At 64.5% G+C, this 19,504-nt stretch carries 23 protein-coding genes; 4 read left to right on the top strand and 19 right to left on the bottom strand.

From position 1 onward, the window contains the following. Window positions 1–5 precede the first annotated feature (5 nt). From U5S82_18065 to flgB, 7 genes are all read right to left on the bottom strand, one after another. Window positions 6–743 (bottom strand): flagellar basal body L-ring protein FlgH, encoded by a 738-nt coding sequence (locus U5S82_18065; protein MDZ7753492.1) that lies wholly within the window; start codon window positions 741–743, stop codon window positions 6–8. A gap of 34 nt (window positions 744–777) precedes the next feature. Further along, entirely contained in the window at window positions 778–1,566 is a 789-nt protein-coding gene (gene flgG, locus U5S82_18060; protein ID MDZ7753491.1) for a flagellar basal-body rod protein FlgG, read from the bottom strand. Window positions 1,567–1,635: 69 nt separating this feature from the next. Continuing rightward, a complete protein-coding gene (locus tag U5S82_18055; GenBank protein MDZ7753490.1) occupies window positions 1,636–2,376 on the bottom strand; it encodes a flagellar basal body rod protein FlgF in 741 nt (246 codons plus the stop codon). 56 nt (window positions 2,377–2,432) lie between these two features. Next, entirely contained in the window at window positions 2,433–4,073 is a 1,641-nt protein-coding gene (locus tag U5S82_18050) for a flagellar hook protein FlgE (protein ID MDZ7753489.1), read from the bottom strand. A gap of 30 nt (window positions 4,074–4,103) precedes the next feature. Then, entirely contained in the window at window positions 4,104–4,784 is a 681-nt protein-coding gene (locus tag U5S82_18045) for a flagellar hook assembly protein FlgD (GenBank protein MDZ7753488.1), read from the bottom strand. Between the two features lie 21 nt (window positions 4,785–4,805). Continuing rightward, complete coding sequence (gene flgC / locus U5S82_18040; protein ID MDZ7753487.1) at window positions 4,806–5,231, bottom strand: flagellar basal body rod protein FlgC; 426 nt, start codon at window positions 5,229–5,231, stop codon at window positions 4,806–4,808. A gap of 2 nt (window positions 5,232–5,233) precedes the next feature. After that, window positions 5,234–5,644 carry a flagellar basal body rod protein FlgB gene (gene flgB / locus U5S82_18035; GenBank protein MDZ7753486.1) on the bottom strand — a complete coding sequence of 137 codons (411 nt, stop codon included), beginning with the start codon at window positions 5,642–5,644 and terminating at the stop codon, window positions 5,234–5,236. 364 nt (window positions 5,645–6,008) lie between these two features. On the opposite strand from flgB, the gene flgA reads away from it, so the two are divergent. The 4 genes from flgA to U5S82_18015 all read left to right on the top strand — a co-directional run bounded on the left by flgA (window position 6,009) and on the right by U5S82_18015 (window position 8,421). After that, complete coding sequence (flgA, locus tag U5S82_18030) at window positions 6,009–6,701, top strand: flagellar basal body P-ring formation chaperone FlgA (GenBank protein MDZ7753485.1); 693 nt, start codon at window positions 6,009–6,011, stop codon at window positions 6,699–6,701. Between the two features lie 90 nt (window positions 6,702–6,791). Further along, entirely contained in the window at window positions 6,792–7,115 is a 324-nt protein-coding gene (gene flgM, locus U5S82_18025) for a flagellar biosynthesis anti-sigma factor FlgM (GenBank protein ID MDZ7753484.1), read from the top strand. Beyond that, entirely contained in the window at window positions 7,102–7,584 is a 483-nt protein-coding gene (locus U5S82_18020) for a flagellar protein FlgN (GenBank protein MDZ7753483.1), read from the top strand. Before flgM ends, U5S82_18020 begins: the two co-directional genes overlap by 14 nt. A gap of 69 nt (window positions 7,585–7,653) precedes the next feature. Further along, window positions 7,654–8,421, top strand: coding sequence for a flagellar regulator YcgR PilZN domain-containing protein (locus U5S82_18015; GenBank protein ID MDZ7753482.1), 768 nt, complete (start codon window positions 7,654–7,656; stop codon window positions 8,419–8,421). A gap of 342 nt (window positions 8,422–8,763) precedes the next feature. Here U5S82_18015 and U5S82_18010 read toward each other — a convergent pair whose 3' ends face one another. The 12 genes from U5S82_18010 to U5S82_17955 form a co-directional block, all read right to left on the bottom strand. Further along, window positions 8,764–9,261, bottom strand: a complete 498-nt coding sequence (locus U5S82_18010; GenBank protein MDZ7753481.1) for a chemotaxis protein CheW — start codon at window positions 9,259–9,261, stop codon at window positions 8,764–8,766. Between the two features lie 28 nt (window positions 9,262–9,289). After that, window positions 9,290–11,851 (bottom strand): methyl-accepting chemotaxis protein, encoded by a 2,562-nt coding sequence (locus tag U5S82_18005; protein MDZ7753480.1) that lies wholly within the window; start codon window positions 11,849–11,851, stop codon window positions 9,290–9,292. Window positions 11,852–12,460: 609 nt separating this feature from the next. Next, window positions 12,461–13,255: a protein phosphatase CheZ gene (locus U5S82_18000; protein ID MDZ7753479.1), complete on the bottom strand. Its 795-nt coding sequence runs from the start codon at window positions 13,253–13,255 to the stop codon at window positions 12,461–12,463. Between the two features lie 54 nt (window positions 13,256–13,309). Next, window positions 13,310–13,693 (bottom strand): chemotaxis response regulator CheY, encoded by a 384-nt coding sequence (gene cheY, locus U5S82_17995; protein MDZ7753478.1) that lies wholly within the window; start codon window positions 13,691–13,693, stop codon window positions 13,310–13,312. Window positions 13,694–13,791: 98 nt separating this feature from the next. Continuing rightward, window positions 13,792–14,307, bottom strand: coding sequence for a hypothetical protein (locus tag U5S82_17990; GenBank protein ID MDZ7753477.1), 516 nt, complete (start codon window positions 14,305–14,307; stop codon window positions 13,792–13,794). A gap of 505 nt (window positions 14,308–14,812) precedes the next feature. Continuing rightward, a complete protein-coding gene (locus U5S82_17985) occupies window positions 14,813–15,112 on the bottom strand; it encodes a late competence development ComFB family protein (protein MDZ7753476.1) in 300 nt (99 codons plus the stop codon). Between the two features lie 59 nt (window positions 15,113–15,171). Beyond that, window positions 15,172–16,230, bottom strand: a complete 1,059-nt coding sequence (locus U5S82_17980) for a chemotaxis response regulator protein-glutamate methylesterase (protein ID MDZ7753475.1) — start codon at window positions 16,228–16,230, stop codon at window positions 15,172–15,174. A gap of 24 nt (window positions 16,231–16,254) precedes the next feature. Then, window positions 16,255–16,731, bottom strand: coding sequence for a hypothetical protein (locus U5S82_17975; GenBank protein MDZ7753474.1), 477 nt, complete (start codon window positions 16,729–16,731; stop codon window positions 16,255–16,257). An 88-nt stretch (window positions 16,732–16,819) separates the two neighbouring features. After that, window positions 16,820–17,191, bottom strand: coding sequence for a response regulator (locus U5S82_17970; protein ID MDZ7753473.1), 372 nt, complete (start codon window positions 17,189–17,191; stop codon window positions 16,820–16,822). A 65-nt stretch (window positions 17,192–17,256) separates the two neighbouring features. After that, on the bottom strand, window positions 17,257–18,108 hold the full coding sequence (locus tag U5S82_17965; protein MDZ7753472.1) for an HDOD domain-containing protein: 852 nt from the start codon (window positions 18,106–18,108) through the stop codon (window positions 17,257–17,259). Continuing rightward, window positions 18,098–18,583: a chemotaxis protein CheD gene (locus tag U5S82_17960; GenBank protein ID MDZ7753471.1), complete on the bottom strand. Its 486-nt coding sequence runs from the start codon at window positions 18,581–18,583 to the stop codon at window positions 18,098–18,100. The genes U5S82_17965 and U5S82_17960 overlap by 11 nt, the downstream gene beginning before the upstream one ends. A gap of 12 nt (window positions 18,584–18,595) precedes the next feature. After that, a complete protein-coding gene (locus tag U5S82_17955) occupies window positions 18,596–19,414 on the bottom strand; it encodes a protein-glutamate O-methyltransferase CheR (protein ID MDZ7753470.1) in 819 nt (272 codons plus the stop codon). Window positions 19,415–19,504: the final 90 nt, after the last annotated feature.

Raw genomic sequence — 19,504 nt, 5'->3', positions numbered from 1 at the left:
CCCCATCAAAACGGCACCAGGGCGCTGACGAAGAAGCGGGCCAGCCAGCCCATGACGTTGGAATCGGCGACCTCGCCGTCGCCGGCGTAGTGGATGGTGGAGTTGGCGACGCGGGTGGAGGGCACGGTGTTGTCGGCGGTCACGTCCATGGGGCGCACGATGCCGGAGAAGCGCAGGTACTCGTTGCCGCGAGTCAGGGTCATGACCTTCTCGCCCTGGATGACCAGGTTGCCGTTGGGCAGGACCTCGGCCACCGTCACCGTGATCTCGCCTCGAATGCGGTTGGACTGGGTGGTCTCGCCGAGGCCTTCGAACTCCCTGTTCGAATTGATGCTGTTGGCGAGGCTGAAGCGCCGATCTTCCCCGGCGTCCAGCACGTTACGCACCACCGGCAGGCGGGGGATGCTGGGGCTGCCACCGAAGATGGTGGGATTGTCATCTTCGAAGATGGTCTCCTGCTCGATGATGGTCTCGGACTCCTTCTCCGCCGTCGTCTGTTCTACCAGCTGGATGGTGAGGATATCCCCGACGCGGCGCGCCCGAGTGTCGGTGAACAAGGTGGCGTCGTAGAACTGGGGCCCGGTATGGGCCACGGAGAAGATGGCGCCGGCGGTGGGCGCCGGGGCCGGCTGGGGTTCCGGCCGCGCCGCCGCGAAGGCGGGGTCACGGGTAGGCTGGGTCTGGCAGCCGCCCAGCAGGGCAAGAAGCAGTGCCGCCATGAACAGGCGCGTTGGCATTTTCATCGTATTCCTCCCGGCACCCCGGCCGGTTGCGTCATCACAGGAGCTGGACCGCGAACTCCAACATCTGGTCGGCGGTGGATATGGCCTTGGCATTCATCTCGTAGGCCCGCTGGGCCTCGATCATGTTCACCAGTTCCTCCACCGTGTTGACGTTGGAACTCTCCAGGGCGCCCTGGATCAACTGGCCGCGACTGTCCTCGCCGGGCACCCCCTGCTGGGGCGCCCCCGAGGAGGCGGTCTCCATGAACAGGTTGTCGCCGATGGGCTGCAGCCCGGCCGGATTGATGAACTCGGTGAGCTGGATCTCGCCGATCTCGGTGGGGGCGGTATCCCCCGCCACCTGGACGGTGACGGTGCCGTCCTGGCCCACCGTGAGGGCGGTGACCTCGTCGGGTACCGTAAGGTTGGGCTGCAGCAGGAAGCCGGTGGCGGTCACCACATTGCCATCACCATCCACCTGGAAGCCGCCATCGCGGGTATAGGCCACGGAGCCGTTGGGCAGCAGGATCTCGAAGAAGCCCTTGCCGCTGATGGCCAGGTCCAGGGAGTTCTCGGTCTGGGTGATGTTGCCCTGCTTGAACAGCTTCTCCGTGGCCACGGTGCGCACCCCGGTGCCGATCATCAGCCCCGACGGCAACTGGGTGTTCTCCGACGACGCGGCACCGGGCTGGCGCACCGTCTGGTAGAGCAGATCGGCGAAGACGGGCCGCCCCTGCTTGAAGCCGGTGGTGGCCACGTTGGCTAGATTGTTGGAAGTGACCGCCAGCCGGGTCTGCTGGGCCTCGAGGCCGGTCTTGGCGATCCACATGGATTGACTGCTCATGACGCTGTGCTCCTCGGTTCTCGCAAGGGGGGTCTGCCCACGGCCCTGCGGTGTTGCGTGTTATGCGTGTTAACTGAGACGCAGGATGGTGGCGGCGCGCTCGCTGGTCTCCTTCGCCGTCTCCATGACCTTGATCTGGAACTCGAAATTGCGGGCCAGGGTCATCATTTCCGTCATCGCCGCGACGGCGCTGACGTTGCTGGTCTCCAGGCCCCCGGACACCACCTGGACCGCGGCATCCGCCTCGGCGGGCACGCCGTCGCGACGCCGGAACAGGCCGTCCTCGCCCTTCTCCATCTCGGCGCCGGGCGGGTTCACCAGCTTCAGGCGGTCGACCGTCACCAGGGCGTTGGCGTTCTGTCCCATGGGCAGGATGCTGATGGTGCCGTCGCCGGCGATCTCCACCGCTTGGGCGGGGGGTAACGCGATGGGGCCGCCGTTACCCAGCACCGGCTGGCCGGCGCCGTTGACCAGGATGCCGTTGACGGTGGTCTGGAAGTCGCCGCGCCGGGTGTAGGCCTCGTTGCCTTGGGCATCCAGCACCCCCAGCCAGCCCGCGCCGCCGATTGCCACGTCGAGGGGCCGGCCGGTGGTGTGGATGGTCGAGGGGTTGAGGTCATGGCCCGGCCGCTCCGTCATGGCGTAGGCCCGGGTGGGATGACCCGGGCCGAACACGGGCATGCTGCGGGCCTGGGCCAGGTCGGCGCGAAAGCCGGGGGTGGTGACATTGGCCAGGTTGTTGGCATTGACCGCGAGGCCGTGCATGGCCTCGCGGGCACCGGTCATGGCGACATAGACCATCCTATCCATTTCATCTCACCTCTGCGCTGCCGTGATGCTGCCGTATCCTCATCGCCCGCTCAGGATCAGCGGATGTTGATGATGGTCTGGGTCACCTCGTCCTCGGTGCGGATCATCTGGGCGTTGGCCTGGAAGTTGCGCTGGGCCACGATCATGTTCACCAGCTGGTCGGCGAGTTCGACGTTGGACTCCTCCAGGGCACCGGCCTGGACGAGTCCCAGGCTGGCGGTGCCCGGCGCCCCCGGCAGGGGCTCGCCGGAGTTAGCGGTCTCCGCCCACAGGGTGTCGCCCTGGGGCTGCAGACCCTGCACATTGGCGAAGTTGGCGAGCTGTACCTGTCCGAGCGCCCGGCTCTTGCCATTGGAGAAGCGGGCCTGTACCAGCCCGTCGTCGCTGATGTCCACGCCGCTCAGGCGGCCGGTGCTGAAGCCGTCCTGGGACAGGGCGTTGACGCCGAAGGCGGCGCCGAACTGGGTGGTGCCGGTGAAGTCGATGCTTACATCGATGGGCGCGGCGCCGGTGGTGGGCGTGAACTGGCCGAAGTTGATGGGCATGGGGGTGGCGGTGGTGAGGTTACCGCCGCTGTCGAAGCTGATGGTGGGCGGGGTGCCGCCCCCCACCAGTTGGGTGTTGTCGCCGTCGATGCGCGCGTGCACCTCCCACAGGTTGGCCTCCACCTTGCGATAGTAGGTGCTCAGCAGGTGCTCCTGGCCGAGGGAGTCGAATACCGTCAACGAGGTGGCATTGTTGAAACTGCGCGGCTCGTTGGGGTTGAAGGGGAAGGGATCGGTGAAGGTGGTGGTGAGATCGTCACCCGCACCAAAATTCAGGTCCAGATCGTCTGCAGGGTCGATCCCGACGCCGCTACCCGTATCCACGGTCAGGGAGGGCGGTGGGGGCGGGGTGGTGGCGGCCGGGGCGTTCACCAGGTTGGTGACGTCGATCTTGTTCGCAGAGCGCCGGGCCGCGGTCAGCACCACGTTGCTGCCATTGACCTCGGCATCGAAATGGGTGGTCTGGTTCACCTTGCTGGAGATGTACTCGGCCACCTCGGTTCGGGACGCCGTGGTGGGATCGGGGCCCTCGGAGAGGAAATCGAGTTCTACGGTCTCGGTGTTGCCGGCGCCATCGGTGAGATCGAAGGTGTAGCCATCCTCATTCTGGAAGTCGGAAAACGACGTGAAGGTGAGGCTGGGATGGACGTTGGTGTCATCCCCCGCATCCAGGTTGACGCGGGCCTCCACCGCCGTGGTGGCCTCGGGCGCGATGTTCGAGGTATCGATCTGCAGGTCCCCCACGGCGCCGGTGATGGAGCCGTTGGCGGCGGCCTGGAAGGCCTGGAGACGCTGGCCGGTGCCGTTGACCACGTTGCCGTCGCGGTCCACGCCGAAGGCCCCCGCCCGGGTATAGAAGATCCCGTTGTTGTCCTCCACCACGAAGAAGCCCTCGCCGTTGACGGCGAGGTCGAGGTTGTTGTCCGTGAAGGAGATATTGCCCTGGGAGAACTGCTGGGCCACGCGGGTGACCTGTACCCCCTGCCCCGAAGCATCCTGGGCGGAGCCCAGGTTGGAATTGGCGAAGATGTCCGCGAACTCCACCCGCGCACGCTTGAAGCCCGTGGTGTTGGAGTTGGCGATGTTGTTACCGGTGGCATTCAAATCCTTGGTGGCCGCCTGGATGCCGCTCACTGCAACGCGAAATGCCATGATTCGCTCTCCTGTTATTCTGGTTACTGTCTAAAGGATCCGTCGCACCACGCCGAGGGATACCGAATCCTGCCCCGAGAGATTGAGCTCGGGCGCCTGCCCGCCCCGACCCAGGGTCACGCTGTCCACATGGGCCACCACCAGGGTCTCCGCCGCCAGGGCGTCGTCACCGGCATCGTAAGCGCCACGCACGGTGTAGCTACCCGGTGGGGCCTGCTCACCGCCATCGGTCAGCCCATCCCAGGTGAAGTCCACGAGGCCCGCCGACTGGGCCCCGAGATCGATGCGGCGCACCGTTTGCCCCAGATCGTCGACGATGCTGAGGGTGACCTGCGGCGAGGCCTGGGGCAGCTCAACCGCACCCTGCAGCCCTTGCTGGGCATCCAGGGTGCCGCGCGAGCCCGGGATGAGAACGCTGCGTCCCACGAGGGTGGAGGCCTGCAGGGCCTGGCTGGACTGCAGCGCGTTGGACAGGCTCGAGAAGGTCTGCTGCATCTCCTGGACCCCACTGACCATGGAGAACTGCGCCATCTGGGCGAGGAACTCGTTGCTCTCCAGGGGCTTCAAGGGGTCCTGGTTCTGGAGCTGCGCCGTCATGAGCTTGAAGAACTCGTCCTGGCCCAGCTCGTTGCGTGCCTTGTCCGTCTGCTGCTTGTTGGCGATACTGAGGTTCTTCACCAGGTCGTTGCCGATATCACCCGTCTTGGTCATGGTCCCCTACCTCGTCGTCCGCTAGCCCTGGCCGAGTTGCAGCGTGCGCTGCATCATCTGCTTGGACGCGTTGATCACCTCGATGTTGCTCTGAAAGCTGCGGGACGCCGATATCATGTCGGTCATCTGCTCCACCATGTTGATGTTGGGCCTGAAGATGTAGCCCTCGTCATCGGCCTGGGGGTGGTCGGGGCGGTATTCGGCCCGCGGCGGCGCGGCACCCTCCACGATCCCCAGCACCCTCACGCCCTCGGCGGCGTGATCATCACCGAAAGCCATCTGCTCCCGCAGCACGGCCTGAAACACAGGATAACGGGCCCTATAGGTCTCATTCACGCTGCTGCTGATGGTATCCGCGTTGGCCATGTTGCTGGCCGTCACGTTCATGCGCACCGACTGGGCGGCCAGGGCGGTGGCGGCGGTGTCGAAGATCTTGAACAGGGACATGGCTACTCTCCCTTGATGACCTGGGTCAGGCCCTTGACCCTGCGATCCAGGAAATGGAGGCTGGCCTGGTACATCATGGCGTTCTTGGTGAAGGCCGCCTGTTCCACGTTCATATCCACCGTATTGCCGTCCAGGCTTGGATTCAGCGGTATGCGGTACTTGACACCCTCGAGACCGCCCACTCCGAGGGTGGCGGGACCACCCCCCAGGTGGCGCTCGTGGGTACGCCGGGGCTGGCCGGCGTCGCGGGCCGCGGTGGCCTCGTTCAGGACCTCGCGGAAATCGATGTCCCGGGCCTTGTAACCGGGGGTGTCGGCGTTGGCGAGGTTGGTGGCGATGAGGCCGGCGCGGCGCGCCCGGGTCACTACCGCGGCCTCGTGAATGCCAAATGCCTTGTCTATGCTGATTGCCACGGCCATCTCCCTACAGAAAATCGGAACTCGGCGGGGATCATTCAGGTTTCGTGCCAGGTTCGACCCGGCGGCTGCGGGACCCCCATTATCGGGGCTCCCCGGCCCGTTTGGCCGTGGCGCCGGCGGACGGTGGCAAGATCCCGGCGTCCCGCGGATCCCCGGCGTCGGCAGGTGTTTGCCGTCGGGCGGCAAGCGGTGTCCCCTCAAAACCGGTCCTGGAGCCCACGCCATGCCCGCCGGCGGCTCATCCGGCCCGAGGCGCGCCGCCCATTGCCCATCACCCATCGCCCATCGCCCATCGCCCCCAGAACGGCATGTGCTTTGCATCTTCCCATGGCAAGTCCCGCGAACACAGGCAGCCAGCATGACTCGAGCACTCGTTATCACTCTCTTGATGGTCACCATCCTGCCGCCAGCAGCGGCCGAGCCCCAGGCCCTGGATACCATCCGTGGGGCGGCGCGGGACTATGTCATTAAAAACCTCGACGGCCTCGCAGGCAGGGTAGTGGTGGAAGCCACGGCCCTGGACAGCCGGTTGCGTCTCAATCGGTGTACCCAGCCCCTCGAGGCCTTCCTGCCCAACGGCAGCATCGGCCCGGGCAACGTCACGGTGGGAGTGCGCTGCACCGGCGCCCGGCCCTGGTCCCTGTACGTGCCGGTGGCGGTGAAGGTGATGCAGCCGGTGGCGGTGCTGGCGCGCGCCAAGAGCCGGGGCGAGATCCTGGAACGGGCAGACTTCGTCATGGAGGAGCGGGACACGACGTCCCTGCGCGCCGGCCACTTCGACGACCCCGAGGCCCTCGTGGGCATGCGCATGCGCCTGTCCCTGGCCGCCGGCGGCGTCGTGAGCCATCGCCACCTGGAGCGGCCGAACCTGGTAAAGCGGGGCGAGCGGGTATTGTTGATATCGGGCGCCCGGGGGTTCTCTGTACAGATGCATGGCCGGGCCCTCGCGGACGCCGCGGCCGGCGAACGGGTGCGGGTGGAAAACACCAGCTCGAGCCGTGTGGTGGAGGGCCGGGTCACACCCGACGGCAAGGTACGTATACAATTGTGAAGCCCGCCTGTGAACGGGGATAAAGGCGGTCGGCTCCCGGGTCGCTACGACTTGAGACGGGACTGATCCACGCACACGGGAGAGAAGCCCATGGCAATCGACATCAAAGGCATCGCCGGCAACACCCTGACGCCGCGACAGGTGGGCAGCCAACCGTCCTCTGCGCGGCGGGAAGGCGCGACCGCCCGGCCACCGGGGGGCGAGACCGTGTCCCTCACCCAGACCGCGGTGAGCCTGGAAAACATGGAGCGCCTGATGGCCCAGATACCCATAGTGGACGCCCATCGCGTCGAATCCATCCGCGAATCCCTGTCCAAGGGCAGCTACCAGGTGAATCCTGAGCGCACCGCGGAAAAATTCATCCGTTTCGAACTGATGCTGAACCGTACGGTGGTGGCCCATGCACACAACTGACCCGACGGCGAACCTGAGCCGACTCCTCGACGCCGCAGGCGACGCCACGAGTACCCTGGTGGCCACCCTGGAAGAGGAACGGGATGCCCTGGCCCACCGCGACCGCGCCGCCATCGGCGCCATCGCCGAGCGTAAGCAGGAACAATCCCGCACCCTGGATGCCGTGGGCCGAAGCATTGCCCAGACCCTGACGGAGCTGGGCATACACCATCATGGCGAGGATGCCGTAGAGCGCGGCCTGGAGGCCCGAGGCCTGGCTGGGCTGGCCACGGCCTGGCTGGACTTCCGTGCGCGGGTGAACCGTTGCCGCGATCTCAACCTGGCCAACGGGCGGGTCATCGCCATCAGTCAGCGCTCGGCGGAACGCCTGCTGGACATCCTGCACGGCACGGATTCCCGCACCCACCTGTATGGACCCCAGGGGCGCCGTCAGGGTGCGGGACATTCGGGCTACCTTGCCAAGGCCTGAGTCCTGTCGCCACACCGGGCGGCCCTGGCGGGCGATGATGTTCTTGCGAGCGTTTATCCGCTAACCACCATGGGACTCCTGGAAAAACTCCTCTCGGGGAAAGGCGGCGAACCCGGCCCGCGGCCATCCCTGGATCCGGAGCGGCTCAACACCTCCGAGCAAATCGGCCGCGTGCTCCACGAGCTTCTGGATGCCCGCAAGCAGGTCACCATGCTGCTGGAGGGCTCCGACGAGACTTTCACCAGCTCTATCCTGCAGGTGGACACGGGCACGGCCACCCTGGAGCTGGATGAACTCAATCCCCGCGGCGGGCATGAACGGCTCACGCGAATACGGGAGTTCCGCCTCATCACCCGTCACCACGGTGTTGATATCAGCTTCCATTCCCAGGTGACTCACATCGACAGCTCCGGGGGCATCGCGGTATACACCGCCGCCTTCCCCACCATTCTGCGTTATCAGCCACGCCGCGCCGCTTATCGCGCCGAGGTGGAACTCTCCGAACGCATTCCGGTGTTCCTGCAGACCGAAGGCGGCGGCCTGCTCCAGGGGGAGTTGCGGGACATCTCCGTGGGTGGGCTCGGCCTCGAACTGGTGCGCCGGCCGGTGGTCGACGTGGAGAAGGGGCAACGTATCGGCACCTGCACCATCCGCCTGCGCGACGGCGAGCAAATCACGGGCTCCCTGGAGATCTGCTTCGTCGGTCAGGCCGCCATCCGCCAGCGCCTGAGGCTCGGCGGGCGTTTCGTGGATATGGAACCACAGAATAACAAAGCCGTCCGCAAGCTGGTGGCCGACATCGATCGCCGCCGCATCAAGCACCGGCGGGACCGTTGATACCACCCACCCTGGAGCGGTGCTGCGCCGGCGCCAAAAAGCGAAAAGCGAAAAGCGAAAAGCGAAAAGCGAAAAGCGAAAAGCGAAAAGCGAAAAGCGAAAAGCGAAAAGCGAAAAAACTGTTAACTACGAAAGACGCGAAAGACGCGAAAGAACAAACAGATGACGGTGGAAGCGCCAGCTCGCCGCGATTGGAGTCTGGCAATCGCGACGAGGGCGTCGTTCCTACAGGGGTAATCGAAACCTCCTAACCTTCTGCCTTTTTCGCGCCTTTCGCGTCTTTCGTAGTTAAGCTCTTTTCTTTTCCCATTTCCCATTTCCCTTTTCCCTTCTCCCCCATCATCAAGCCTTCAGTTCAAGTATCTCATCGGGCGCCAGTATCTTGTCGATATCCAACAGGATCTTCACCGCCGCTTCGGTTTTGGCCATGCCGAGGATGAACTGGGAATCCAGCCGCGACCCTAGGGCGGAAGCCGGCTCTATCTGGTCGGCGGCGATATTGAGCACCTCGGACACCTCGTCCACCACGATGCCCATGATGAGATCGGACTCGTCGCCATGGACCTGGACCACGATGATGCAGGTCTTGCGGGTGGTCTCCTGAGGCGGCATGCCGAACTTGAGCCGCAGGTCGATGACCGGGATCACCTTGCCGCGCAGGTTGATCACCCCTTTGACGTATTCCGGGGTCGTGGGGACCGAGGTGATGTTCTGCATGCCGATGATCTCCTGCACCTTCAGGATCTCGAGCCCGTAACCCTCGTTGCCGAGATTGAAGGTAAGGTACTTGCCCGCCAGCGACACCAGGGTATCGGAGTGTTCCAGGGTTTCCATTGTCATGATCCACGCCTCAAGGTTTCCGTTGAGCCTAGAATTCGGAGAAGTCGTCATTGTCCAGGGGAATGACCCGCTCCCCCTCGCCCTTCGGTTTCCGTGCCGCCTTATCCCGTGATCCCGCATCATGGCCGCCACCGGCCTGACGCTCATCGTGATGCCCGAGACGGGGTTTATGCAGACCGGCCGCCCGCCTGGACGGTTTACGGGGCCCCTGCCCGGCTTCGGCCTCGCTGTCGGCCGACACACGGCCACTCACCAGCATCTCCAGGTCGGCCACCGCTCGGGTCATCTCCGCGGCCTGGGCCGACAGCTCTTCCGCGGCGCTCGCCGACTCCTCCGAGTCCGCCGCGTTCTGCTGCACCACCTTGTCCATCTCCGCCGTCGCGGTGTTGACCTGGCCGATGCCCTCCGCCTGCTCCTTCGAGGCCGCCGCGATCTCTCCGATCAGGGTGCTCACGTTCACCGACCCCTCCTTAATCACCTCCAGCTGTCTCGCCACCTCCTCCACCATGGTGACGCCGTTGTCCGCGTTGCCCTGGGAACGCTCGATGAGTTCAGAAGTGTTGCGTGCCGCCTCGGCGCTGCGCTGGGCCAGGTTGCGCACCTCCTCCGCCACCACCGCGAAGCCCTTGCCCGCCTCCCCCGCGCGGGCTGCCTCCACCGCCGCGTTGAGCGCCAGCAGATTGGTCTGGAAGGCGATCTCGTCGATGGTCTTGATGATCTTCGAGGTCTCCTTGGATGAATTCTTGATCTCGTCGATGGCTGTACTCAGGCGCTCCATGGAGGCCACCCCACCCTCCACCGCATGCACCGTGTCTTTGATGGTGCGATCCGCCTGTTCGCCATGGTCCGAGTTCTGGCGCGTCTGGGCCGCCATCTCCTCCAGGGCCGAAGACGTCTCTTCCAGGGAGGCCGCCTGTTCGCTTGCCCCCTCCGCCAGCTGCTGGCTGGAATCCGCCACCTGGCCCGCCGCCGCCGAAACCTGGGCCGCGCCGGATTGCAGGCTTTCACCAATGCCGGACAGGCGCCGCACCAGGCGCCGGGCCGTCAGAGTGGCGCCCAGGGCGCCCACCAAGAGGGCCACCAGGGCCACGATGGCCACGGACCATTGAGTACGACCACCCGCCTGGGCGCCCTGCTCCGCCTCGCTCAACATATGTTCCTCGCTGAGGATGTTCTTGTTGACGTTGGCCGCCACTTGGTGCAACAGGCTCTGGACCTCTTTCAGGGAGCCGGTGGTGTCAGCGACATATATGGCATTGGCCGCAGCGCTGCCATCCAACCGTTCCTTCTCGGCGGCGATCATGTCGTCGAAATGGGACGATACTTCCGCCAGGTGTCCCTTCACATCGTTCTGATAGACCCGCTGGGCATCGAATATCCTGTCATCGTTGGCCAGGGTCTCGATCGTCGCGGCGGCCTCATGCAAGGCCTCGTGGGGTGCATGCACTGCGGCAACGGCGGCGGCGAAACTTCCGAAACCCGGTGCATGGATCAACTTGTCGAGTTCCGGGCTGTCCAGCCATTTGCCGAAGGCACATTGGGTGTGGTCGAGCTGGACCCCGAGGGAGAAGGACTCGCCGGCGACATAGGCCGCTGTACGCTCCACCAGGGCTTGATTGCCGGCATCCAGCTCGGCCTCGGTGGCCAGCACCCAGCCCCAGGGAGCGAAGAGCCGTGCATAACCCAGCCGGGGGCCGGGCTGGCCCCCGGCGCCGTGGGACTCGTAATAAAATGCATAGCCCCCTTCCGGCGCCGCCGCCACGTCGAGCAGCCGCTCCAAGTAGGCCTCTCCCTTCGCGCCCCTGACGTTGTCGGCGCGACTGCCTACGAGCTGCGGCCGCGCGGGGTGGATGATCACCTCACCCGCGCTATTGAGCACGAAAAAGCGGTTCTGCTTGTCCGGGCCGAAACGCATGGCAGTGACGATGGCAAGCACCTCCGCCTGGATGTCCGCCGTAGCCGCGGGGTTGGCCGCGGCCTCCTCGTGATGCATGGCCAGAACCGTCTCCGCCTGGCCAACGGCGTTCTCCAGCATCTCGCGCATGACATCCACGCCGCCGGCCTCGGTGGCGAGACTGTCCGCCACCTGGTTCACCCACAACACGTGCTCCGCGAGGCGGCTATTGAGCTTCGTCATGAGCCCGGGATGAGGCTGCTGATAGGCCTCGCCGATTCTGACCGCCGACTGATGGAGTCGCTCGTGGGGCGCCTCGATGGCCTTCACCAGGGTAGCGAATTTGGGATCCTCGATGCGCTGCTCCGCTTCCTGGCGTCCCTCGCCATAGAGCCATTGGCCGAGTCCGCACTGGCGATGGTCCAGTTCGATACCCAGCTGTTCCAGCTGCTGGATGCTACTGTCGGTGAGCAGCGTGTTCAGTTTCCCGGCCCACATCAGGTGGTCCACCTCGCGCTGGCTGACGATTGCTTCCAGGGAGTTACCGTAAATCACCTCCTGAGCATCGCCGACGGTGTTCGACAATGAACCCACCACCGATTTGAGGCCCCATACTCCTGCCGCGGCCACCACGGCGAGAAAAATGAGCAAGGTGAGGACCAGGCCAAAGATCTGTTTGCCGACGGTCATGTTCATCGTTGCTGCCTCAAAAAGTTGGCGACTCGAAAGCGGGCGTGGAACGGGCGGCGTCCATCGCTTCCCGCGGTGTAAGGGTCAACGGCCAGTCAGGACTTAGCTTTAGGAAGCGGGTGCGTATCGAAGACCGCAGATCGGCCTGGAGAGGAGCTCTGGGGTAGTTCGGGGACGTGCGAGCCGGGCCTGCCGATGGTGCGGCACCGTACTCCAATGCCCCGCAGCGGCCTCGCGCATGACCCAAAAAAGAATAGATTTATGCGCCCACTCAATAAGTTAAAGACATTCTCCAAAGGCAGGAGCGGCGCCGCATGGAGCTGTGCTCCAAGTGCTTACCAAGGGCGTCAGGGTGCTTTCGACGGCGGGTGGGAGACAGACCGAAAGGCTGATCTGGGTCAATCGGAAAATCGCAACCTTTCCAACGAACCCGGTGACATGCGACGGTCGGACCCGATTAACCGATTACCGGCGCCCGGCCGCCGATGAAGCGTGCGGCGCTTCGGTATGCAAGGCACCACGGCCATGCCCTGGCGGCGCAGGCGACTGCTGTGGCGGCGGCGCCGAGGTGGCGCGCATGCCGACGATAGCGGCTGGACGGGAGAGAGCCGGCGTTCAGAAACCCAACTGGGAAAGCAGGTCATCCACCTCGTCCTGGCTATGCACCACATCCTGGCGCCTGTCGCCGTGGACATTGGGTCCCTCGGCCCGGGTAGCGTCGATGGTAGACTCCCGCGCCGCGCCGGCGCCGACGGCCTGCACCTGACCCGTGAGGTACTCCACTTGGCCGGCGATCTTAACCAGTTCCACGAGGTCGTGTTCCACGGATTTGATGAGGGTGATCACGCGCGCCAGCACCTGGCCCGTGAGGTCCTGGTAACCCTGCTCCAGGAGAATGTCCTGCAGGAGGCCCCGCAGATCCGAGGTCCCCGTATCCACTTCGGCGAGGAACTCCTCCACTTTGTGCTGGACGGCGGGATCCAGCGTATCGGTGCCGCCGGCGGTGGACTGTTGGCGCCACTGGTCCCGCAGGTCATTGGCGTGACGCCCGAGGGCGGTGGCCACCGGCACGGCGGCCTCCACCTTCTCCAGGGTCTTGTCGGCCGCGGCCTGGGTCAGGTCGATCACATAGCTCAGGCGGTCGGAGACATCGGTCATCTCCGGCGCCGCCGGGGTGCCATCGCTCCCGGAATTCGACTCGAGCCCCACGTTCTTGATGGCCTCGTGGAGCGCCCGGGTGAGATTACCCACGGCGCTGAATACGCTCTGGTCACGCACCTCCACCAGGCGATTTATTACCTCCATGGCCTCTTCGTAATGGTCGCCTTCGAGCTTGTCCACCAGGATCCCGGCCACTTCCCTGAGCTCAGAGATGAAGACATCATTGGTGTACTCCGGGCCGTGGTCCATCGTTGCTCCTTTACATGGGGAGGATGGTGGCAGGCCTGCGGCTCACCGAAGTGCTCACTCCTGAAATATCTTATCGATCTTTTCGTTCAGCACTTGAGCGGTGAAGGGTTTGACGATGTAGCCGCTCACGCCGGCCTTGGCGGCCTCGATGATCTGCTCCTTCTTGGCCTCCGCGGTCAACATCAGCACCGGCAGGTCCTTGAGCTTGTCATCGGACCGGACGGCCTTGAGCAGATCGAGCCCTGTCATACCCGGCATGTTCCAATCGGATATAAGAAATCCGTAGGCGCCGGTCTTCAGCTTCGGCAGGGCCGTGGTGCCATCATCCGCCTCGTCCACGTTGGTGTAGCCGAGGTCCCTCAGCAGATTCTTGATGATGCGACGCATGGTGGAAAAGTCGTCGACCACCAGGATCTTGGTTTCTTTGTCTAGAGCCATCTTTCCTCACAATCAATGGTGGTTGGCGAGGCTGGCGCAATGCCGGCTGAGCATCTCGGTGGCGCACCAAGGCTCACGCCCATCCGCAGGTTCTGACCTCAGACCGGCGAGAAGGGATCGCTTTCCTTCAGTATCCGGTAACCTTCGTTGATGAGCGCCATCTTCTCGTGATCTCCACCCTTGTCCGGGTGAAAGCGTTTGGCCATGTAACGCCGTTTCCAGTTGAGGTCGACCGGGGCGTCTATCTCCGAGTCCAACACAAACAGGTCCTTGAAGGCAACGACCTTTTCGTTATCGCTCAGACCCTCGAGGGAATCGCAGAGGTCCTTGAAGTAGTCCGGGGAAAGGCTGTCGAGGTGGTGGGCGAAGCGCCTCCTGGCGAGTTCCTCCCGCAGGGCGGGGCTGGACACATACCGCACGATGAAATCCAGGGTCTTTCTCTTGTCGAAGGCACTGAACCTGCCGAGGGGCAGGAATGACACCATGGAGCGCTCCTCTTTCACCCACAAGATAAAGCACCGTCCACCACCCGTTACCTCCTCAGTCAGGGTGAAGCCGTAATTATCCACGCTGACCCGGGTCAGAACCCGGGACTCGTCGAACTGCATTTCCATCTCCTGTCACCTGTTGGTCATTGAACATCGACGATTCGGCTTCTCGTTCGGCCGGTTAGGCACAGGCGGCTGGCAACCGCTTTGTACCTTAAACAGGGAATTTATTAAAGTACAATGTCGGGATGAATCCCGACCTACATCCGTGCCTAAGCAATGGGCGGTGGGGTGTTGTGTAGGTTGGGCTGTAGGTCGGGCTTCAGCCCGACAGCCTGCCGGTGGTACCGACCCGGCGCGAGGCATGCGCGGCGGGTTTGAATGTCGGGATGAATCCCGACCTACATCCGTGCCGAAGGAATGGGCGGTGGGGGGTGTTGTATAGGTCGGGCTGTAGGTCGGGCTTCAGCCCGACAGCCTGCCGGTGGTACCGACCCGGCGCGAGGCATGCGCGGCGGGTTTGAATGTCGGGATGAATCCCGACCTACATCCGTGCCGAAGGAATGGGCGGTGGGGGGTGTTGTATAGGTCGGGCTGTAGGTCGGGCTTCAGCCCGACAGCCTGGTTGGTTTCAGTAATTCGGTCTCTCCATGACCCGCCGGACGGCCTCGCGCACCGCCTCCCGGACATCGTTATCGGTCACCGGCTCGCGCAATACGATGCCTTCGCGCTGGACGTAGCGGGGCGGCAGGGCGTTCAGCGCCAGGGCGTAGACGTCCTGCAGGTCCATCACCTCGGGCCCAAAGCCGGGAAACTCCTCCAGCACCTCGGCCATGGCCGCGGCCACGCGCCCTTCGTTGCGGTTCCTTATCCCGGCGAGGTCCGACGCCTCGAACTCGAACCGACCCGTTTCGTGGTTCCATCTAATCATGGTTGTCCCGCCCCCTTTCCTGTAGATACCGCCGGCACCGGGCACGACCGGCACGCATCTCACGCCGCCCTCGTGTTGACCAGGTCCACCACCTTGTTGGCAATCGAGCCCAGGGGCAGGGTGAACTCCGCCGCCCCCAGCTTGATGGCTTCCTTGGGCATGCCGAAAACCACGCAACTCTGCTCGTCCTGGGCGATGGTCCTGGCACCGTTCTCGCGCATCGCCAGCAGGCCGGCCGCGCCATCCCGTCCCATGCCGGTCATGATCACCCCCAGGGCGTTCTTGCCCGCCGCCTGGGCCGTGGTCTTGAACAGCACGTCCACGCTGGGCCGGTGGCCGCTCACCAGCGGGCCGCCCTTGACCTGCACGTAGAACCGCGCGCCGCTGCGCTTGACCAGGGCATGGTAGTTACCCGGGGCGATGAGGGCGAGCCCCGGCAGCACCGAGTCGTTGTCCCTGGCCTCCCTCACCTCGATATCGCAGAGCTGATTCAGGCGCTGGGCGAAGGAAGCGGTGAAGTGTTCCGGCATATGCTGCACCACGACGATGCCGGGCGACCCCGACGGCATGGCCATCAGCAGGGTCTGGAGGGCCTGGGTGCCACCGGTGGAGGCCCCGATGGCAATGACGGTGTGGGTCATCCCCGCCTGGGAAATGCGGATCTCCCGACGCACCCCGCCCGGTGGTGCCTGGGGCTGGGCTATCCCCACTTTCGCCCGTGCCGCCGCCCTGATCTTCTGGATCAGATCCGCCGACATGTCGTTCACCGACAGCGCCGATCCGGGCTTGCACAATACCTCCACCGCGCCGCTGTTCATGGCCTCCAGGGCCAGTTCGCCGCCCTTCGGGGTCAGGGAGGAGACGATGATCACCGGCAACGGGTAGTACTTCATGATCTTCTTGAGAAAGGTGAGGCCGTCCATGCGTGGCATCTCGAGGTCCAGAAGCATCACGTCGGGCCGGTTCTCCACGATCATGTCCCGGGCCACATAGGGGTCGGGTGCGGTCCCCATCACCTCGATGTCCTCCGCCCGGGCCAGTTCCCGCGACAACACCTGGCGCACCACGGCCGAGTCGTCCACCACCAGCACCTGGATCTTCCCTTTCGTCGTCGTCATCGCCCTAGCCGCCGTGGCGCCCCGTCATGCCGGCGACTCGGCCGGCGACTCGGAAAGCCGCGCCAGCAACGGCGCATCATCCACCGCGAAAAGCACGTAGCGGTCGTCTTTGGACAGACCATCCCATTCACCCGCCGTCACGGGCCGCGTGTGGGGGATGGAGAGGTCGAAGATATGGTCATCGCCATGCTTCTGCACCAGCAGGTAGCCGCAGGCGACGTTGAGCACCTCCGCCAGGGCACCGGCCGCCGAGTCTTCGGGCAGAGGCTCGTCGTCATCGTCCGTCCCGAGGATGTTCTCGGCCAGTTCTTTGCACAAATCGGCGGGCACGATGATCTCCATTTCCCCCGATACGCCCCGCCCCCGAAACTCGATGCCGGCACCGATGAAGGCATCTGCCGTCCCCAGGTCATCATCGGCCTCATCGACGAACATGAACGCCAGGCCCTCGAAAACGCTGGCCAGGGATCTCAGCAGGTGTGCCCTGTCTTCATCATTCATATCCGGTCCGTTCTCCTGTTTGTGCCGCCTTGAGTGGCGCCTTCTGCGCCGGACAGGCCGGTGCGCCCGGCGCTGACCGCTCCTCGTCTCACAGCAGACCCTTGATGACGGTGGCAAACTCCTCCGGCGTGAAGGGCTTGTTGATGTAGGCCTTGACCCCCATCTCCTTCAAAGCCGCGATCCGTTCCTTGCTGCGCTCCGTGGAGATGATCACCACCGGAATGGTGGCGGTAAGTTCCCGGCGGTTCATCTCGGCGATCAATTCCAGGCCGTTCATCACCGGCATGTTGATATCCGCCAGCACCACGTCTATCCAGTGCTGCTCCAGCTTTTCCAGAGCCTCCCGGCCGTTGGCCGCTAAATGAACCTCGCCGAGATCGATATCCGCCATGGCGAGATTCCTGGCCACCATTTTGCGAATGATGGCGGAGTCGTCCACGATGAGAACATTGTTAGCCATAAGGCCGGCCCTTACCTGTTAGTCCCCGCTCCGGCGTCGACCGGTTCGTCGTCGGGCCGGCCATCTCAGGGTCTCAACCCCAGGATGCCGGCCAGCTCTCTCATTTTGTCCACCGTCTCGCTCGCCACGTACTCCACCTGCTTCTGCCGCAACCCCAGGGCACTGATAGCGTCGGAGGAGGCCCGGAAGCCCATGCCGTAGTCGCCGGTGCCGATGCCCTGGGAGAAGGCCAGGATGTCGGCCAGGTGGATCAGGTTCACCAGTTCCCGGTGCGCCTCCACCCGTTCCGGCTCGTGATGCCACCTGACGGCCGTCACCACCGCGTCGCTGAGGCGCCAGTCGGCGAGGATGCGGGCCCCGGCCTCGGCGTGGTCGATGCCGAGGACCTCCTGCTCGACCTGCTCGAAGGAGCGATCCGAGGCCTGGAACAGATCGTCGAAACGCGCCTTGTGCCGGGCCACGAAGGGATCCAGCACCACCATACCCAGGTCGTGCATGAGACCGATGGTGAACGCCATCTCGGTATGCCGCATGCCCAGCAGGCGCGCCAGTTCCCCGGCGGCCACCGCGGTGAAGATGGAATGGCGCAGCAGGTCGTCGCCCCCCAGGCCCATGCCCGGCAGGTCGGTGACGAGACGGGTGGAGACCGTCAGGGCGAGCACCATCTCCAGCACGCGGTTGACCCCCAGCCGCGGCAGCGCCGCCCTCAGGGAGTCCACCTTACGCACGCCGCCATAGGCCACCGAGTTGGCCATCTTGAGGATGTTTGCGGTCAACCCCGGGTCGTACTGGATCATCTCGGTGACCCGGGCGAAGTCAGCCTCCGGGTCCTGCAGATAGACTACCAGGTCCTGGCTGAAGGCCGGCATCCCCGGGAATTCCCTGAGATGGCGCTCGATTTCCGGATTAAGGGTCATAGTGGGTCGTGATGCCTGCCGCCTTGATGTTGAACCTGCCGCTGCCGATCTCCAGGGACACGGTGCGGGAGGTCTTGCCCCCCACCTCCTGCACATGCATGAGCAGACTGTTCTTCCAGAACAGTTTGCGCAATACCGTGACATTCCGTTCGCCGATCTTGAATACTCCCTTGTCGTCCAGCACCTGGGCCCCACCGGCCACGCTGATGACCGCCCGCGACTTTCTCAGGCCCATGTCGTAGAGCCGGTTCAGCATCATGGATACCCCGGTGTCCACGAACATGTAGGGGCGCTGGGCCGCCTTCTCGGGATCCACCTTGGACAGGGGCAGCATGCAGTGGACCATACCGCCCAGGTGCAGCACCGGGTCATAGATGGAGACCCCCACGCAGGACCCCAGGGAATAGGTGATCAAGACATCCTCGGGGTTGCTGGAGATCTCCATGCCCGCGATATCGACGACGATGGTGGTCATAGATGCGCCCCCTCAGTCCTTGACATAGACCGAGGGCTTGACGGCCCTGAAGGTGTTGCCGAGGCCGGTGAGGCTCTCGGAATGGCCCACCATCAGGTAGCCGCCGGGCCGCAACAGGCGATGGATCTCGTCCACCAGCAGTTGCCTCACGCGCTGGTCGAAGTAGATCATGACGTTCCTGCAGAACACCACGTCCAGGGGACCCTTCATGGGGAACGGCGGGGTGGCGAGGTTGAGCCGGGCGAATTTCAGCATGCGCCGCAGGCCCTCCCTGACCTGATAGAAACGCTCACTCCCGCTGCCGGTCGACGCAAAGTATTTGCCCAGGAACTCCCGCGGCACCGTCTCCACCTTCTTCGCCTCGTAACGCCCCCGCCGGGCGGCCGCCAGCGCCCGGGTGGAGATGTCGGTGGCCAGGATGCGGACGTCGGAGACGTCCCCCAGGGCCTCGGCCAGGGTGATGGCCAGGGTATAAGGCTCCTCCCCCGTGGAGGCGGCCGCGCACCAGACACGAAAACGGCTCTGGCCTTCGTTGCGCCATCGCCGCAGCAGGGTGTCCAGGATCTCGAAATGCACGGCCTCGCGGTAGAACTGGGTGACATTGGTGGAGATGGCGTCGATGAGCATGACCAGTTCGCCGCCGGCCCCATCCTCCCTGACGTAGGCGAAGTAGTCCTCGAAACGGCCGATCCCGAGGCTGCGCATCCGCTTGCCCAGACGGGCCGCCACCAGGGAATGCTTGTGGCTGCCAAGGGTAATCCCGGCCTCGCTGTAAATGAGGTCCGCGAAGCGCGCGAAGGTGTGATCATCCAGGACGGCGGGACCGTTCATCGGGGATCCTTGTCATTATCGTTTTCGGTCGTCACGCCATTGATGAATGGTACCCGGCATCGCCGGAAGATGCGCGGCCCATGGTCCGCC

The sequence above is a fragment of the Gammaproteobacteria bacterium genome, from assembly GCA_034522055.1.
Classification (GTDB): domain Bacteria; phylum Pseudomonadota; class Gammaproteobacteria; order JAABTG01; family JAABTG01; genus JAABTG01.
The sequence above is the reverse complement of the archived record's forward strand: the minus strand, read 5'-3'. Positions and strand labels throughout refer to the sequence as shown.

Bases quoted from the DNA above. Each gene is read 5' to 3' on its own strand.
- U5S82_17960 (MDZ7753471.1), bottom strand. From the start codon at position 18,583: ATGACCACCATCGTCGTCGATATCGCGGGCATGGAGATCTCCAGCAAC.
- U5S82_17990 (MDZ7753477.1), bottom strand. From the start codon at position 14,307: ATGGAAATGCAGTTCGACGAGTCCCGGGTTCTGACCCGGGTCAGCGTG.
- flgA (MDZ7753485.1), top strand. From the start codon at position 6,009: ATGACTCGAGCACTCGTTATCACTCTCTTGATGGTCACCATCCTGCCG.
- flgM (MDZ7753484.1), top strand. From the start codon at position 6,792: ATGGCAATCGACATCAAAGGCATCGCCGGCAACACCCTGACGCCGCGA.
- flgG (MDZ7753491.1), bottom strand. From the start codon at position 1,566: ATGAGCAGTCAATCCATGTGGATCGCCAAGACCGGCCTCGAGGCCCAG.
- U5S82_17975 (MDZ7753474.1), bottom strand. From the start codon at position 16,731: ATGAATGATGAAGACAGGGCACACCTGCTGAGATCCCTGGCCAGCGTT.
- U5S82_18005 (MDZ7753480.1), bottom strand. From the start codon at position 11,851: ATGAACATGACCGTCGGCAAACAGATCTTTGGCCTGGTCCTCACCTTG.
- U5S82_17965 (MDZ7753472.1), bottom strand. From the start codon at position 18,108: ATGACCCTTAATCCGGAAATCGAGCGCCATCTCAGGGAATTCCCGGGG.
- U5S82_18000 (MDZ7753479.1), bottom strand. From the start codon at position 13,255: ATGGACCACGGCCCGGAGTACACCAATGATGTCTTCATCTCTGAGCTC.
- U5S82_18010 (MDZ7753481.1), bottom strand. From the start codon at position 9,261: ATGACAATGGAAACCCTGGAACACTCCGATACCCTGGTGTCGCTGGCG.
- U5S82_18020 (MDZ7753483.1), top strand. From the start codon at position 7,102: ATGCACACAACTGACCCGACGGCGAACCTGAGCCGACTCCTCGACGCC.
- U5S82_18055 (MDZ7753490.1), bottom strand. From the start codon at position 2,376: ATGGATAGGATGGTCTATGTCGCCATGACCGGTGCCCGCGAGGCCATG.
- flgC (MDZ7753487.1), bottom strand. From the start codon at position 5,231: ATGTCCCTGTTCAAGATCTTCGACACCGCCGCCACCGCCCTGGCCGCC.
- cheY (MDZ7753478.1), bottom strand. From the start codon at position 13,693: ATGGCTCTAGACAAAGAAACCAAGATCCTGGTGGTCGACGACTTTTCC.
- U5S82_18045 (MDZ7753488.1), bottom strand. From the start codon at position 4,784: ATGACCAAGACGGGTGATATCGGCAACGACCTGGTGAAGAACCTCAGT.
- U5S82_17955 (MDZ7753470.1), bottom strand. From the start codon at position 19,414: ATGAACGGTCCCGCCGTCCTGGATGATCACACCTTCGCGCGCTTCGCG.
- U5S82_17980 (MDZ7753475.1), bottom strand. From the start codon at position 16,230: ATGACGACGACGAAAGGGAAGATCCAGGTGCTGGTGGTGGACGACTCG.
- U5S82_17970 (MDZ7753473.1), bottom strand. From the start codon at position 17,191: ATGGCTAACAATGTTCTCATCGTGGACGACTCCGCCATCATTCGCAAA.
- U5S82_17985 (MDZ7753476.1), bottom strand. From the start codon at position 15,112: ATGATTAGATGGAACCACGAAACGGGTCGGTTCGAGTTCGAGGCGTCG.
- U5S82_18065 (MDZ7753492.1), bottom strand. From the start codon at position 743: ATGAAAATGCCAACGCGCCTGTTCATGGCGGCACTGCTTCTTGCCCTG.
- U5S82_18050 (MDZ7753489.1), bottom strand. From the start codon at position 4,073: ATGGCATTTCGCGTTGCAGTGAGCGGCATCCAGGCGGCCACCAAGGAT.
- U5S82_18015 (MDZ7753482.1), top strand. From the start codon at position 7,654: ATGGGACTCCTGGAAAAACTCCTCTCGGGGAAAGGCGGCGAACCCGGC.